Consider the following 17,266-nt stretch of genomic DNA (forward strand, 5'->3'; position numbering starts at 1 on the left):
GATTTTATCTCAAATGTGATAAAGTCAAACTTAGATAAATTATGGAAGAAATTAGTATGAAAAAACAAATATTTATATATACTGCGATCGTTGCATCTATATCTCTTGGCTATAGTTCAGATTTAAAAGGCAGCGACTATATTTCAACTAAGACAGGAACAACTTATACTTACCAAAGAGTTGAGGCAAATGATAATGACAACTTCTTAATCGAAACTAAGATAAAAGACTGTAATAGCGATAAAACCTTATGTAAATACGTCAGTAAAATAAAGCACCCTACTAAAAAGAGTTTTGATGAATCAGAGTCTGACTACTCATATGATATAAAAAAAGACGGTGCTGTTTATATTAAATACCCAAACTCAGAAAAAGAAACTTTATTGCTCCCTGCAAATATTGTGTTCAATAAGGTAAGAAACGATAATGGTACAAATGCAACTGGCAAATTTAAAAACTCTTATGAATTTACGAAACAAATCCCTGAAATAAATGTAAATGGCACAAGTTATAAAAACTGTATTGAACTTGAAACTAAAACAAGTATTAAAATAGATAATAAGCCAATTGACACAATAAGCCATGAGATCTACTGTAAAGGTATTGGATTAGTAAAAGAGAACTTTAAAGAAACTCATGGTTATAACTCACCTATAGTTTATAAGAGTATCCTATCATCAATAAAAAAATCATAAGCTAATGAAAAACTTGTTATCCTTACTAGTATTAGCTAGCCTCATAACAAGTTGCTCTACATATAATGGCCCTATTTTCAAAGCTAGTAACTATGTTTCTACTAATGTTGGCTCAACATATCATTACAAGAGAGTTGATCTAAAAACAAAGAAAAAAATCTTCTTAGATATTACAATAGAAAGCTGTAATTCAGACAAAACAAAATGCCTATATACAACCAAAATTTTTAACTCACAAGATAAGATGATTGGTAAATATAATATGTACTATACAATCAACGATGATTCATTTTTTACCAAAGGATCCATTCGAGTTACTGATAATTTCTATAAAGACAGTAGCATCCTACTTCCTGAGAAATTACGCTTGAATCGTGAAGTAGACATGCAACATCCAGAACGATACGGCGATGTTAGAGAAAAATTAATTGTCCACAAGGAAATTCCTAGCTTCGAAATCAATAATCATAAATATGAAAACTGTTTAAACATCATATTTGAAACGATCACCCCTCTTGGAGAGAGAAAACTAAAAATAGTCACTGATGAAACAGACTGTAAGAATATTGGTACTGTAAAAAAAGAGATGGCTATCTACTCACTTATCCCTGTTAGTAACCCCAATTATGATAATTATGTATTAAAAGCAACTTATATTGATACTCTTCAAAACATTTCCCATAAAAATAATTAATTTTGTGCTGAAGATTTAATATTCTTATTTTTAAAATAGTTATATATACCGTAAGCACTAATTATCACCCAAGCGCCTTCTATGATAAAAGCTGGTAAATTCCAATGATAAATTAATGAAAACAAAACCCCAAAAGACCCTAGTATATTTAGTACTAAGTAACTTAAATCATTAGATTTAACTTTATTTATTTGTAATAAGAAGAAGGCAATAATCACAAGGACATCTCCACCAACTCCTATAGTATTAGCTAACACACCATCTCCTTTTTAGATTTTGTTTCGCTTTTCATAAAGGTTAATATCCAAACTCTATTGTATATGAACGAGAAAAATTTTGCTGAGGTTCAATATCAACATTACCTATACGATACTCTATATCAAGATCCATACCTAATGTATCACTTCTACCACACCATGGCTCGATACATACATATGGCGCATTAGCTTTTGGTTTTGACCATAAGCCAAGATATTCAAAACCGTCAAAAGTCACCTCGATATAACGATTAGAATCTTTCTCAGCAAGTCTAACTCTTTTATCTGTGAAGCCACTATACACAAGAGCATCATTGTCGAAAGTATGATTATCTAAATCAACTCTTGATAGTTTGAAATGCTTAATATCTCCAGTATAAAAGGCCTCTGATGTAATAGTATGGAAATCTAATTTCTGCTCTGAAAATGTAATCTCATAATCACTAAATTTATGTTTATCATCAAAAGGACAAGCAAACGCTGGGTGGGCTCCAAACCCACATGATGCAACACCATCATCTAGATTTATGATATTATACTCAGTGATAAGTTTATTAGCTTCAAGAGTATATGTAACCTCAAACCTTAATCTAAAAGGGTAATTATCTTTGCTAGTTTCCATAGCTAAGATAACACTATTTTCACTATGTAAAACAATGTTAAATACAGTATGGCGAGCAAGACCGTGATTACCCATAGGATATTCTCTACCTTGGTATTTGATTTCATTATCATGAGATTTACCAACTACTGGAAATAATACTGGTGATACTCCAGCCCAAACTCGTCCATCTCCAGACCACATATATTGATGATCTGTCTCGATATTTACGACAGCTCTGACTTCTGCTCCTAGTTCACTAATCTCTGCTAATAACTTATCATTTTTGATTCTAATCATAAGAACTCCCCTTCGCTGTTGGTGAAGAGGTGTAACTGTATTAAAAGTGGTATGTCATTCCGTCAGGCTTGACCGCGGAATCTAAGAAATAAGTTTTTAGAATCTATTTCTGCAAATACCACTTACCAAACTCTACCCTCTTCAGGGTTAACTTTAATATCTCTACTAATAAGATAAGCATTTTAAACGTTTAAAATAATTATAAATATTCTAGCATATCCCATAAGCCAGTGTTACGAGTTTGTCTCAAAAGTATGTTTAAATCCTATCTAATACCTTAAGCAAATGACTTTTAACAAAAACTCATGACTTATAAAATTCTAGCTACAAAAAACTATAAATCACCTTTATGCTTACTAAGCTTTTGCTTATATTCTCTTTTCCTATATGATTGTGCTATATAAGTCCTAACTCCTGATAAAGCTCTTAGTGGAAATGGTGAAAATGGATATGATCTTGCTTGAAACCATAGACTTGACCTAGAAACTTCACTCCCCCTTAAAGAAACATCTCCTCTTCTATGAAAACCAAATACATTTGCTACAACTAATGTTCCTTCAGGAACTTTACAAGTTACACTTTTATTTAATTTAAAACTCCTTTTGATATCATTTTCACTTATTCTAAAAGCTCCATCATATCCCCTACTATGATTCTTACATGCCAAAAGACTCTCTTTATATTCCCATATAATTCTTTTTAATGTTAACTTATGCGAACCTTCTAAATATTCAAAGCTCCCATTATTAGAATCCACATCATTGAAATATAACCAACCTTTTACACAAGGATGAAAAGTATCTCTATGCCAATTAGATTGAGTATCTTTAACCTTAGTACTTTGTTTTGACTGACATACACTCTCAAAACCCATTAGAGGATATGACCCTACAGAAGAAATATACTTCAGTAACTTTTTTAACTTTTTATTCTCAATTTTTTTAAGTATTTCTGATGAAACATAATGCCTCTTAACAAGAGTTGAACCTTCCTTAATAAAATGTTCACCGAATTTATCTGAGTAAACCATTTTCTTTATTATTTCATAGTCTTTTTGATTTAATATATTTTCAAAAAACAAATATCCTTTCTGCCTAAACTCTTTTCTATTATCTTTATCTAAAAGCCAAAATAATTGTAACAACCTTAATCGAAAAAATATGTAAGAAACCCATACTCGAAAAATATGCAAACCAAAAAAATTTAACAAATAACTTCCTATAATAGGATTTCTCTTAAAGCTTTTGCTCCAAGTAAAAATTTCTACAATATAAAAAGGTGTTAGCAATACTTTTTTAAAATTCATTAAATTATCGAACCCACTTCCTAGCATTTCTAAACATTCTCATCCATACAGAATACTCATCATACTCTGCTGGGATATGCGAGTTTGTAATTGCTCTATAGACACGCTCTGGATGCGGCATCATTGCAAGTACACGACCATTTAGAGCTGTGACAGCTGTTAGACCATTTACTGCACCATTTGGATTATATGGATAGACTTCTGTTGCTTGACCTTGTCCATCGATATATTTAAGAGCTACTTGCGAACTTGCTAACATAGCTTGTTGCTGACTGTCATTTTCAAATAATGGTCGACCTTCACCATGAGCTACCGCAATTGGTGCTTTTGTGCCTGCCATATCAGCGAACCAAATAGAATCAGATTCTTGAATCTCAATCATAGAAGCTCTAGCCTCAAACTGCTCTGATTTATTCTTGATAAATATTGGCCAGTTTTCAGCACCTTTGATTAGTGATTTAAGCTGTGCAAGCATTTGACAACCATTACACACACCTAATGCTAAAGTATCATCACGTCCAAAGAATTTACTAAACTCATCTCTTAGCTTCTCGGTAAATAGGATATTCTTTGCCCAGCCGCCGCCAGCACCTAAAACATCTCCATACGAGAAACCACCACAAGCTACTAATACTTTGAAATCTGCCAAAGTTACACGCCCAGCATGTAAATCTGACATATGCACATCATGAGCCTCAAAACCGGCTGTAGTAAATGCTGCTGCCATCTCAACTTGACCGTTGACACCTTGCTCTCTTAGAATTGCAACTTTTGGCTTCTCAATGTTGACAAACCTAGCTGTAATATCTTCTTCAAGATCAAAGCTCGCATCAACATGGATACCTTTATCATCAGTATTTAAAATACTATCAAACTCTTGCTTCGCACACTCGCTATTATCACGGATTGATTGGATTTGATAAGAAGTCTCAGTCCACCATCTTTGTAAATTCACACGTGTGTTTGAGTATACTTTCTCACCATTTGCAAATATATTTAACTCGTCGCTAGAGTTTAGCTTAGCTATTGCACACAGGTGAATTTGAGTGTCTTTAAACATCTCTTCAACTAGTGCCATATCACTATTTTTAACTTGGATAACAGCTCCAACTTCTTCAGCGAAGAGTTTTGCTAATATATCTTGAGTTTGTAATTTAATATCTAAACCTTTACGCCCTGCAAATGACATCTCTGCTAAAGTTGCAAATACACCGCCATCAGATACATCATGATATGCTAGGATTTTATTTTCAGCTTTTAGCTTTGTGATATTTTCAAATAGCACTTTTACTTTACTAGCTTCAACATCAGGAGCAACATTACCAACTTGATTATAAGCTTGGGCTAAACATGAAGCTCCAAGTCTACCTGCACCATTTGATAGATCAATATGTAAAACAGTTGTATCATTATCATCAACTAAGACTGGTGTAAGAGTCTTACGTGCATTCGTCACAGGTGAGAAACCTGAAATCACTAGCGATAATGGCGATGTTACCGATTTAGCTTGACCGTTATCTGACCACTTTGTTTTCATAGACATTGAGTCTTTACCAACTGGTATTGCAATACCCAACTCTGGTGCAAACTCCATACCGACAGCTTTTACAGTCTCATATAATTTTTGGTTTTCATCGCCCTGATTTGCAGCAACCATCCAGTTTGCAGAGAGGCGAATATCACTTAGCTTTTCAATATCAGAAGCTAGTAGATTTGTTACAGTCTCAGCAATTGCTAATCTACCAGAGGCAGCTGCATTAATAGACGCAACAGGAGTTCTCTCCCCCATTGCCATAGCCTCACCTGCTTGACTATCTACTGTAGCAGTTGTTACAGCACAATCAGCCACAGGTACTTGCCATGGTCCAACCATTTGATCACGAGCAACCATACCTGTAATACTTCTATCGCCAATTGTGATTAGAAAAGATTTAGAAGCTACAGCTGGTACTTTTAGCACTCTTTCAATCGCATCATCAAGCTTAATAGCGCTCGTATCAAAAGCATCTTGCTCTACTTTGACAGTTTTTACATCGATATGCATTTGTGGTGTATTACCAAATAATAGTCCCATTGGTAAATCAACTGGCTTATTATCGAAATATTCATCATTTAGCGTAATATGCTTCTCAGAGATTGCCTCACCAACAACTGCAAACGGACATCTTTCTCTGTTACAAAGTTGTTCAAAAAGCTCTAATGATTCAGGGTCAACTGATAATACATATCTTTCTTGTGACTCATTTGACCATATCTCTAACGGAGAAAGTCCCTCTTCGCCAACATTTACTTTTCTAAGCTCAAAGTGACCACCAACATTACCATCTTTCACAAGCTCAGGAAACGCATTTGAGATACCACCTGCACCAACATCATGGATAAATGTGATTGGGTTATGCTCACCCATTTGCCAACATCTATCGATAACCTCTTGGCAACGACGCTCCATCTCAGCATTATCACGCTGAACAGATGCAAAATCCAGCTCTGAATTAGCATCAGAAGATACAACAGATGATGCAGCACCTCCTCCAAGACCAATACGCATTGCAGGACCACCAAGACAGATTAGCTTAGCACCAACATTGATATCGCCCTTCTCAACATGCATCCTCTTGATATTACCCATACCACCAGCAATCATAATCGGCTTATGATAACCAAACATCTCTTTACCAGCAGAAGTATTCACCTCTTGCTCAAAAGTACGAAAATAACCATTTATATTAGGTCTACCAAACTCATTGGAGTAGTGAGCACCTCCTATCGGAGCCTCTAACATAATTTGTAGCGGTGTTACAATATGATAAGGTTTGCCGTATTTATTACACTCCCAAGCCTGTTCAAAACCTGGAATATTTAGGTTTGAAACTGTAAAACCAGTTAAACCAGCTTTTGGTTTAGCTCCAAGACCTGTTGCACCTTCATCACGAATCTCGCCACCTATGCCAGTCGCAGAACCACTAAATGGTGCAATAGCTGTAGGATGGTTATGTGTCTCAACTTTCATCAGGATATCAACTTCTTCTTGATTGAAGTTATAAACTCCTGTTTGTGTATTTGAATAGAATCTCTGAGCCGTTGCACCCTCTATCACAGCAGCATTATCTTTATAAGCTGAAAGTACGCCTTTGGGGGATTTCTCAGTAGTGTTGCGGATCATCTTAAATAGCGATTTATCTTGCTCTTGATTATCGATAGTCCACTTTGCATTAAAGATCTTATGTCTACAATGCTCAGAGTTCGCTTGGGCAAACATATACAGTTCTGTATCTGTAGGATTTCTACCAAGCTTTGTATATTCATCAGCTAAATAGTCAATTTCTTGCTCACTTAGAGCTAAACCAAGCTTTTTATCAGCATCTTTGATAGCTTCGGCACCATTTTCTAAAACATTGACAAACTCCAACTCTTTAGGAGCTGTAACATCAAATAAACGCTGAAGATCTTTTTCACAAACAAAAACCTCTTCAACCATACGATCATGGACAAGATCCTCAATTTGCTTTAGTTCATTTTCAGAGACCTTACCTTCGACACCAAAAAGAACTGCTCTTTCAACTCTTTTAACAACATCAATACCAGTATTTTTGATAATATCTGTAGCCTTTGATGACCATGGTGAAATTGTGCCAACTCTAGGAGCTGTAATAAAAGTATGTCCCTTTGGCTCTGCTGAACCATACTCTTTGTTGTAGTTAAGCAATGAGCTTATAATCTCTATCTGCTTATCACTAAGATTTTGAGAACTTTCAACTACATGAATATATTCAGCAGAAATAGACTCAACTTTATTAGATATTCTTTTAGCATCTGCTAAAACCTTTTCTCTTCTAAATGGAGATAATGCACTTAAACCCTTAAAAATCTTAATCATTAGCTATCAAACCCTTTATATTTCTTTTCTAACTCTTTTAATTCATTTCTATGTCTTTCAAGCTCATCTAAGTATGCTTCATCGACATCACCTGTAATATAGTTACCAGAGAAAACACTATCTTCAAATTCAGTAATATCAGGGTTTTGCTTTTGAACAATCTCTTTTAAATCTGATAGTGGCAAATATATAAGCCCATCCACACCAATCCACTGGCGAATTTCTTCTAATGATTTACCATGAGCGATAAGATCAGACTTAACTGGCATATCTATACCATAAACATTTGGATAACACACAGCTGGCGATACTGATGCTAAATATACTGATTTTGCGCCTAAATCCCTAATCATCTCGATAATACGCTTAGATGTTGTACCACGTACAATAGAGTCATCTACAAGTAAAACATTCTTATCTTTAAACTCTGCTGGAATTGGATTTAGTTTTCTTCTAACAAAATTCTTTCTATCAACATTTTCAGGCATTATAAATGTTCTGCCGATATATCTATTTTTTACAAATCCTTCTCTATACTCAACTTTTAACGCTGTTGCAATCTCTTGAGCTGATGCCCTACCAGTCTCAGGAACTGGAATTACAATATCTATATCCTTATCTTTCCAAGCATCTATTATTCTTTTACTTAAAGCTTTACCAGCATCTACTCTTGCTTGATAAACACTAACCCCGTTCATAATACTATCTGGACGAGCAAAATATACATACTCGAATAAGCAAGGTGCTAAAATAGGTTTCTTAGCACATATTTTTGAATGGACCTTCATATCTTCAGTAATAATAATAACTTCTCCGGGCTCTACATCTCGTAGCACTCTAAATCCTGAAATATCAAGTGAAACACTTTCACTAGCTACCATATAGGCTTTTTCACCATTATCATATTCTTTAACACCAAGAACTAATGGTCGAATTCCATACGGGTCTCTAAATGCTACCAGACCAAAGTTAGCAATCATTGCTGTACAAGCATAGCCACCTTTAGCGTGTTTAAAAACAAACTCACATGCCTTATATACAGCATGTGTAGTAGGACAACCTTTAGATTTATTCATACCACAAGCAAAGAAATTTAGCAGAAGTTCTGAATCAGAAGTTGTATTTAGATGACGTCTTTCAATATCATGTAACATCTTTGCTAACTCAGGTACATTAGTTAAATTGCCATTATGTGCAAAAACAATACCATGAGGGTTATTTACATAGAAAGGTTGGCTATCTGCAGCTCCGAGACTTCCCGCAGTCGGATACCTAACATGACCAATCCCCATGTTACCTTTTGATTTCTCAAGCTTCTCATCTGTAAAAACATCACTAACTAAGCCAGTATTTTTTCGCATAAAGAAATGGCCTTGATCCATAGTCGCGATACCTGCAGCATCTTGACCTCTATGTTGTAAAAGACTTAAACCATAAAACAGCGCATAACTGACCTGATTAGGTCCTGCAACCCCAATTACTCCACACATAATTCACCAAATAATTTTAACCTATTATTAAACACAAATATTATAACAATATTTAACCAACTCTGTTGCAACTAATTTAATTTTAATTAGCCTCTCTATGCTTTTTGGCATGAACTATGCCAAAATAAATCTTATCGAAGAGATAGTTATAGACAAAAGCATATATCAAATAAAAAACTACAAAACTAAGATCTGTAAGCAAAGCTTTCCATAAGCTCATACTTAGCCAGTACGCTACTATTGGTAAAGTTACTACCAGTAAGCCAAGCTCAAATGAAACAGCATGCATGATACGCATAAATAATTTTCTTTTTGATCTATGACCACCAAAGAATCCTTCTATAAAATCAAAGATATAGTTATAAATAAGGTTCCATACCATCGCTATCAAAGATATAACTATAGCTAAAAAGCCAATATCAAAAACACTTTCATTTAAAACATAAACCGCAACTGGAGTAAAAATCACAACTCCAAAAACCTCAAAGCCAACAGTGTGGACTACTCGAGCAAAAAAGCTCATATTCATAGTATTCAATTGTAAACCCCTACAATATCCAATTTCTTATTTATAAATTTAGTGTGAAAAACTAGACCTATTATTAGATTCTTTGTTTTCAAGTGATTGAATCGCTTTTTTTAAATCTCTAATCATTAGCTGAGCTAAATCAAAAGTAAATCCTCTTCTGACTAAAACTCTCATCACAACTAGGTCTTGCCTGTCTTTAGGCATTGAGTACGCTGCTATTTGCCAGCCTTTTGAACGAATCTTTTCAGACAAATCAAACAAACTATACTCTTTATCAGACTTAAGAGACCAACTCACTGCAGGAATACCTCCTTGACCACTATGAATAATCTCAAAAATACCCATATCATCAAGCTGTCCAGCAATATATTTTGTAACATCATAGCTAACTTGATGCACTTTTCTGTACCCTTCAAAACCCAACCTAACAAAATTATAGTATTGAGCAACTATTTGCCCTCCAGGTCGAGAAAAATTCAGTGCAAAAGTAGGCATATCACCACCTAAGTAATTCACATTGAAAACTAAATCATCCGGTAAGTACTTTTTATCCGACCAAATAACCCAACCAACACCTAATGGCGATAAACCAAATTTATGTCCAGACGCATTAATTGACTTAACTCGAGGTAGCCTAAAATCCCATTTAAGCTCAGGATCTATAAATGGGGCAAGAAAGCCTCCAGAAGCGCCATCTACATGTACGGGAATATCAATGCCAGTTTCCTGCTCAAACTTATCTAAAGCTTTACAAACCTCTTCAACAGGCTCATATTGCCCTGTAAATGTAACTCCTAATGTCGGAACTACACCTATTGTATTTTCATCACATCTTTCTATAACTGCTTCTGGAGTCATTATTAGACTTTCTTTAGACATAGGTATTTCTCTAAGCTCGATATCCCAATATTTTGCAAATTTATGCCAACAAACTTGAACAGGACCTGTAACTAAATTTGGCTTTGAACAGTCTTTACCTTGGGCTTTCATTTTATCACGCCAACGCCATTTCATTGCCATACCACCAAGCATCGCAGCTTCAGATGAACCAGTAGTTGAGCAACCAATAGCACTCTCTGCTGAAGAGTTCCATAAATTTGCCAAAATATTAACACATCTTGATTCTATCTCTGCAGTTTGTGAATATTCATCTTTATCAATCATATTCTTATCAAGACAATCATCCATAAGCTTATGTGAAAAATCATCAACTTGAGTTTGGCAAAAAGTAGCTAGATTCTGCTTTGAGTTACCATCTAACATTAACTCATCTTTTATCTCTTGATATGTTTGAAGTGGATCCTGTGACCCTACTGGGATTCTAACTTTTGGTAAAGACTCTTCAAAAAAGTCAAAGTCATCCATTATATTTTTTTTACCATGTAAAGCCATAGTTCCTCCCTTTATTTTTTTATTTCTTTAAACTCAAAATCTACTATCTCAAACAAGCTATAATCCTCGTTCTTAATATTGTTAGAACATACTGATATTACTAATTCATCATAGTAGAAAGTTATAAAATCATTAGGATAGTTTTCACTAACCCAATCATTATCGTTGATTAATTTAAAGGTTGCTGTACCTAAACCTTTTGCAATCCCAAGAGAACTTCTCTTAACTTGGGATTCTTTTAATGTCCACAATGTATAAAAGTCCCTATATAAATCATCACTTTTTTGTAAAGAAAGGTACTCATCAGGTTTAAAATATCTTTTCGCTATTCTTAAAACCTTTCGCTTTTGCGCTATCTCTTCAGTATCAATACCTATCTGTTGATTTGCTAGGGCTATTACTACTTTATTACCCGTATGACTAATATTAAAATGAATATTACTATTACACAAATAAGGTTTGCCATCGTTTGTCGCAAATAAAGGATTTTCTATAGAGAATTTTTTTGATAAAACAAAATATCTGATAAATTGTGAAAATATTTTTTGCTTGTTTGTAAGCTTTGATTGATCAACTTTTTTTTCTAACCATGATACAACTTGTTCTATACGATGTTTTTCAAAGTCTAAAATAAAAACTGAGACTTTGGACATAATAATAAACCTATTCCGTTGCTATTTCAGATATTATATCTGTCTTACCTAATATATTGTTAATATAGGCAATATCCTTGTATGTTAGGCCACCTTGATATTGTTTAAGGGCAACATAATCTTCAACATAGTTAAATATTGAGTCCGCAAACGAAAGTTGTGCCTGGACAAGAATTGCTTGACGGTTAAGTAAGTCAACAATCGTCTGAGTTCCTGCCTCAAAGCCTTCTAAAATAGCTTTTACTGATGCAATACCTGAGTATACTGACTCTCTATATGCTTTTATCCTCACAGCATCTAGCACGACCGTTTGATATGCCTCAACAGTTCCAGCATAAACTTCCCTTTTTGTTTGTAGCAAAGCATAATCTGCCGCTTGATTATCATAACTTGCTTTTTTAAGCTTAGCATAATCAGATCCACCGCGTAGTAGATTCCAATTAACACTTCCACCAATACTAGCAACATCAAACTTTTTAGGAATTCTATTAACTTGTGCAGGATCTCCAGAAAGATTATTCCTTTGCATCTGTATACCACCAGTCAAGTTAACTTGAGGGAAAAAGTTACCCCATTCAATACCGACACCTTCACTTGCTGCTTTGTACTGAAACTTTTTCTGAGCAATATCAAGATTATATTTTTGTGAAGTATTTAGCCAATAATCAATATCATCAGGAACAGGATTACCAAATTCAGTATCTTTTGAGATATACAAAATAGAACTTATACGTTTACCTATGAGTTTTGCCATCACAGCTTTCGCATTAACTAAATTTCTTTGGGCATTGACTCTATCAGCTATTGCCTGACGGTATTGAGCATCTGTAGTTTTAAAATCAGCATAAGAAACCATTCCTGATTCGTACTGATATTTTTGCGTTAAATATAACTTTTTATTCCAGGCTTCGTTTGCAAACTGAAACTGTAATGCCTGCTCTGCTCTTAAAAGCTCAAAATATGCTGTCACAGTATCCACAATCAAGGTTTGCTCGGCTTTTGCATAAATCATTGCATAAGATTTTTGCAAATATGTTGCTTGTGTATAGGTCTTCCATTTACTCCAATCAAAAAGTACCTGCGATCCCTGAAAATTTAAAAGATTTGAGGTATCGTCAACCTGGCCACCAAACTGATTATATAAATCTCTTCTTAGATTATATTGAAAATCAACTTGTGGTAATAATGCACCTAAAGCTGTAGGTACAGTCTCAACGTTCGCAGCAAATGTTGATCTTGCTGCTTGATACTCAGCATTATGCTTAGCTGCTAGTTCATATATATCAATCAAACTATAAAACTTATCTTTAGTTTGACCAACCATGGCAACTTTTGTAGCTTTTTTAAGGTTATAAAATTGATTATCCTTCTTTATTTCATCAGCTTTTGCATACTGCTTTTCAACACTATATGGATCTGAAGCTACATCAGTACCTATAGGCCTACCCGCACCATTATATTTAGGCACAGGAGTATCTTCACTGGCTAAGGCAAAACAAAAGCTAAAAAAAGTTGCAAGATATATACCAAGCTTTTTCATAATATTTCTTTACTTATTGTAAGTATCAAAAAGAAAGCTCTTTTGATACTTCTCATTAGCTGTTTTCTTTATAATATAAGCTTTATCACACACATCATTACGAACGACAAAAACAACCCTACCACCAACTTCTAAAAGCTCAAGTAAAGAATCATCGATCTCACTTTCTTCGACAATGCCTGATATGTATATACAGTTATATTTCTTTTCATTCTTTTTAATATTTGTAAGATACTCAGCACTATTAAACTCAACGTTATAAATACCAATATTTGCAAGCTGACGTCTGACTTGACTAAGTCTTTGCTCATCATAATCTATTAGCTCAACATTTTTAGCTAGCTTAGCTAAAAGTGCTGCTGGATAACCACATTCCAAACCAAGCTTTAAAACATTATCACTAGACTTTATATCCAAAGCCTCTATAAGCCTTGCAGTAAGCATTGGGCTTCTTAGTTGCTTATCTTCAATCATTAATGCTGTATCACAATATGCTAAACATTTTAAATGTCTTGGTAAAAAGATTTCCCTAGGAATATCTGCCATAACGTTAGCAACACCATCTAAAGAAAGCCCTTCTGTAAGGACTTGCTGCTTAATCATATTTTCTCTAGCAAGCTCGAAATTCATATTTGACCCTATAAATTTAAGAAGTAGGTTTCGTCTACTATTTTCAGACAAAAGATAATATCATGATACCATAGCAAAAGAAATCTTGCTACTTTTTTGCTATCGTATATCATCAAGAATCCTGAAAAAGTTGATTAATAATATTAAGTTTATCATGCTCTTTCGTTCGATAAACATAATAACTATAAATACTATTCAATGACACCCCGTTATCTACCCTAATCAAGTTTTCTCTGTCATATGGCTTAAGAGGAAATGTTGGCAAGAGTGAATATCTAAATTATCATAACGCTTTAGTAACCTCTTTGAAATATGAATGTCAAAACCAAAGTAACTTTTATCTTTACAAGCGTAAGTGGCTATTTAGCTTACCTATATTATACTTGTATTACTATCTATTAACTGCTTTTCATTTACTCTATTATCAAAAAATAAAACTTTATAGATAAACAATAAAAAGTTAAAATCCTTAATGTAAATTATTCACAGTCTAAGAATTAAATTGATAAATACTAAATCAAAGGATATAAACAGATGAAAAGACCTGAACTATTATCTCCAGCAGGAACATTGAAGGCTATGCGTTACGCTTTTGCATATGGAGCTGATGCTGTATATATTGGTCAGCCAAGGTATAGCTTAAGAGCGAGAAATAATGAGTTCTCAAAATTAGAAGTTCTTGAAACTGCTATAAATGAAGCTCATGCTCAAGGCAAAAAAATAATGCTCGCAAATAATATCGCTCCACATAATGCAAAAATTAAAACATATATAAGAGATATAGCTCCTGTTATGGCATTAAAACCAGATGCTATGATTATGTCAGATCCTGGTATGATAATGCTTATCCGCGAGCATTTTCCAGATCAAGAAATACACCTATCAGTTCAGGCAAATGCTGTAAACTATGAAACTGTAAGATTTTGGCAGAAGTTTGGCATCACAAGAGTAGTTTTATCTAGAGAGTTATCACTACGCGAAGTAGCAGAGATAAAAGAAAATGTCCCAGATATGGAGATTGAGACTTTTGTTCATGGCTCACTTTGTATGGCTTATTCTGGTAGATGCCTACTCTCTGGATACTATAGCCATAGAGACCCTAACCAAGGCGTATGCAACAACGCATGTAGAAACAACTATAAAGTTGCAGAAGCAAAACAAAATGATTGGGGTGATTTTGAACCTACACAAGTACAATCAACTCTTGGTATAGGTCAACCATCTGACAAAGTTGTGCTAATAGAGAATGACAAAGAACCTGGTCAGTATAACCCTATGTTTGAGGATGAACATGGTACTTATATCATGAATTCAAAAGATCTAAGAGCAATCCAGCATGTCGAGGCAATGACAAAAATGGGCGTTGATTGTTTTAAAATTGAGGGGCGTACAAAATCATTCTTCTATGCTGCAAGAACTGCCCAACTTTATGATCAAGCTATCAAAGATACACTAGCAGGTAAACCTTTTGATATGAGCCTTATGGATAAACTTGAGGGGCTTGCTCACCGTGGCTACACCGAAGGCTTCTATCGTCGCCACGTTCATGATGAATATCAAAAGTATGAAAACTCTGACTCTCGTAGTTCAACGCAACAATTCGTTGGTGAAATTACTGACTTTGACGAGCATACTGGTTATGCCAATGTAAATGTACGTAATAAGATGAAAATCGGCGATAGTATAGAGTTAATGCTACCTTCAGGTAGTCGTGAAATCATCCTAGATAATATGCTTGATAAAGATGGCAATCATATGGAAGAAGCCAAAGGAAGTGGTTATCAAGCTAAAGTCAAATTTGATAATGTTTCACCTGAAGATATGAAATTTGCCCTAATGATAAAGAATCTAAAGTAAGATTAAATTCCTGATTTATACTGCGCCTTTAAAGAAAACTTGATAAATTATTATCAGTACCATTATAAAAACACCAAGGTATCTTACCGGAGCTATTCTTCTCCAAGAATCTATATACCAATTCCAGTAATAGTTCCATATAGATTTAACTGTGGTAAGGATAGTTTTCAAAACTTTCAACATAATTAACTTCTAAAATAAAAAATATATCGTCACATTTTATTATTTCACTTTACCTTTTATTAAAAAAAGAAGTATAAAGCATATTATTGACATAATGATCATTGTAACAGCTATAGGTAAAGAGCTTGTAGCTGGGAAAAGCATCGCTATACTTCCTATAACACCACTAATTGCAAACTCCATAGTTCCAAATAGTGCTGCGGCAACACCTGCTATCTCATAAAATGGCTCTAGACTTCCACTAGCTCCTGTACCTGTAGTAAAAGCCGCTCCAAAAGTAGCAAAGAAACAAGGCGCAAAGAACCCCCAAAGTGTCAAACCATAGATCATATATACAACTAAAGATGTTATACCAGCGACAAAAACACAAGCAACTCCAAATATTGCTGTATTATAAACACCAAGCTTATTAACTATTGCCCCAGATAATAACGATCCTACTAAAAATGCTATCCCTGCAGAACCAAAAACAACATATATTTTTGAAATTGGATAACCAAGATAATCTATAATATAAGGGGTCATCGAAAATAATATAAAAAATGATGCCATTCCCGAAACTGCAGTTAAAGAATAAGCCCAAAACTGTAGAGACCTTCCAACATACAAATATCTTGCAAAGACATCCCATGACATTTTTTTACGTCTTTCAATAGGTAAGCTCTCTTTTACAAAGATAACAACGATTAGAAAAGCTATAATCGCCAAACCAGTTAGAAAAATAAATGCAGACTCCCACTGAAAATGTGTAGCTAATTGGACACCAATAAGAGGGCCAATAATTGGTGAGACAGATATTATTGCATTGATAAAACTATATATCATTGAGCTTGTTTTACCTGAGAAACCATCCCTAATAATAGCAAAAGCACACACAGATAGACCACAACAGCCTAACCCCTGGATAACCCTTGAGAATATTAAGAAATCAATAGTAGTTGATACTGCGCATAATACAGATCCAATAACAAATAGTATTGATGATAATAAAATAACTTTAAATCTACCTAGCTGATCAGATAATGGACCTAAGAATAGCTGTCCCACACCTGTAACAACCAAAAACAAAGATAATGTAACTTGTACCATTTGTTGAGTAGTATTCAACGCTTCACGCATCTCTGGTAGAACGGGCATATAAACATCCATAGCTAATGCAAAAGCAAAAACCATAGGCCCTAAAATAAGAATTGTCTTTAATGGAGAATACTTCCACATAAGAACCTCGATATTGATATTTTTATTGAATAACGGAGTATTAT

The 17,266-nt window shown here is 34.3% G+C and carries 14 protein-coding genes; 3 read left to right on the plus strand and 11 right to left on the minus strand.

The genetic code is table 11. The features are described from left to right. Window positions 1-56: 56 nt before the first annotated feature. Both F7310_RS09720 and F7310_RS09725 read left to right on the plus strand, forming a co-directional pair. Window positions 57-695 carry a hypothetical protein gene (locus tag F7310_RS09720; RefSeq protein WP_072713584.1) on the plus strand — a complete coding sequence of 213 codons (639 nt, stop codon included), beginning with the start codon at window positions 57-59 and terminating at the stop codon, window positions 693-695. Window positions 696-699: 4 nt separating this feature from the next. Then, the gene (locus F7310_RS09725) at window positions 700-1,389 is read left to right on the plus strand and encodes a hypothetical protein (RefSeq protein WP_072713385.1); all 690 of its coding nucleotides are present in this window, start codon (window positions 700-702) and stop codon (window positions 1,387-1,389) included. Here F7310_RS09725 and F7310_RS09730 read toward each other — a convergent pair. The 10 genes from F7310_RS09730 to F7310_RS09775 all read right to left on the minus strand — a co-directional run bounded on the left by F7310_RS09730 (window position 1,386) and on the right by F7310_RS09775 (window position 13,964). Continuing rightward, the gene (locus tag F7310_RS09730) at window positions 1,386-1,646 is read right to left on the minus strand and encodes a CBU_0592 family membrane protein (protein WP_072713386.1); all 261 of its coding nucleotides are present in this window, start codon (window positions 1,644-1,646) and stop codon (window positions 1,386-1,388) included. The genes F7310_RS09725 and F7310_RS09730 overlap by 4 nt on opposite strands. A gap of 40 nt (window positions 1,647-1,686) precedes the next feature. Beyond that, window positions 1,687-2,547 carry an aldose 1-epimerase family protein gene (locus F7310_RS09735; RefSeq protein ID WP_072713387.1) on the minus strand — a complete coding sequence of 287 codons (861 nt, stop codon included), beginning with the start codon at window positions 2,545-2,547 and terminating at the stop codon, window positions 1,687-1,689. A gap of 334 nt (window positions 2,548-2,881) precedes the next feature. After that, a complete protein-coding gene (locus F7310_RS09740) occupies window positions 2,882-3,691 on the minus strand; it encodes a phytanoyl-CoA dioxygenase family protein (protein WP_158513258.1) in 810 nt (269 codons plus the stop codon). A gap of 166 nt (window positions 3,692-3,857) precedes the next feature. Next, on the minus strand, window positions 3,858-7,730 hold the full coding sequence (gene purL / locus F7310_RS09745) for a phosphoribosylformylglycinamidine synthase (RefSeq protein WP_072713389.1): 3,873 nt from the start codon (window positions 7,728-7,730) through the stop codon (window positions 3,858-3,860). Continuing rightward, the gene (purF, locus tag F7310_RS09750; protein ID WP_072713390.1) at window positions 7,730-9,220 is read right to left on the minus strand and encodes an amidophosphoribosyltransferase; all 1,491 of its coding nucleotides are present in this window, start codon (window positions 9,218-9,220) and stop codon (window positions 7,730-7,732) included. Before purF ends, purL begins: the two co-directional genes overlap by 1 nt. Window positions 9,221-9,302: 82 nt before the next feature. Further along, window positions 9,303-9,758, minus strand: coding sequence for a PACE efflux transporter (locus tag F7310_RS09755; RefSeq protein ID WP_072713391.1), 456 nt, complete (start codon window positions 9,756-9,758; stop codon window positions 9,303-9,305). Window positions 9,759-9,797: 39 nt separating this feature from the next. Beyond that, a complete protein-coding gene (gad, locus tag F7310_RS09760; protein ID WP_072713392.1) occupies window positions 9,798-11,141 on the minus strand; it encodes a glutamate decarboxylase in 1,344 nt (447 codons plus the stop codon). A gap of 11 nt (window positions 11,142-11,152) precedes the next feature. Next, window positions 11,153-11,794 (minus strand): 4'-phosphopantetheinyl transferase family protein, encoded by a 642-nt coding sequence (locus tag F7310_RS09765; RefSeq protein WP_072713393.1) that lies wholly within the window; start codon window positions 11,792-11,794, stop codon window positions 11,153-11,155. Between the two features lie 10 nt (window positions 11,795-11,804). Further along, the gene (locus F7310_RS09770; RefSeq protein WP_072713394.1) at window positions 11,805-13,334 is read right to left on the minus strand and encodes a TolC family protein; all 1,530 of its coding nucleotides are present in this window, start codon (window positions 13,332-13,334) and stop codon (window positions 11,805-11,807) included. A 9-nt stretch (window positions 13,335-13,343) separates the two neighbouring features. After that, window positions 13,344-13,964, minus strand: coding sequence for a protein-L-isoaspartate O-methyltransferase family protein (locus F7310_RS09775; RefSeq protein WP_072713395.1), 621 nt, complete (start codon window positions 13,962-13,964; stop codon window positions 13,344-13,346). A 534-nt stretch (window positions 13,965-14,498) separates the two neighbouring features. Between F7310_RS09775 and trhP the strand changes: the two genes are divergently transcribed. After that, window positions 14,499-15,821: a prephenate-dependent tRNA uridine(34) hydroxylase TrhP gene (trhP, locus tag F7310_RS09780; protein ID WP_072713396.1), complete on the plus strand. Its 1,323-nt coding sequence runs from the start codon at window positions 14,499-14,501 to the stop codon at window positions 15,819-15,821. A gap of 222 nt (window positions 15,822-16,043) precedes the next feature. Here the strand turns inward: trhP and F7310_RS09785 are convergent, their stop codons facing one another. Beyond that, window positions 16,044-17,222, minus strand: coding sequence for a multidrug effflux MFS transporter (locus F7310_RS09785; RefSeq protein WP_072713397.1), 1,179 nt, complete (start codon window positions 17,220-17,222; stop codon window positions 16,044-16,046). Window positions 17,223-17,266: the final 44 nt, after the last annotated feature.

This window comes from Francisella uliginis (assembly GCF_001895265.1).
Taxonomy (GTDB): Bacteria; Pseudomonadota; Gammaproteobacteria; order Francisellales; family Francisellaceae; genus Francisella; species Francisella uliginis.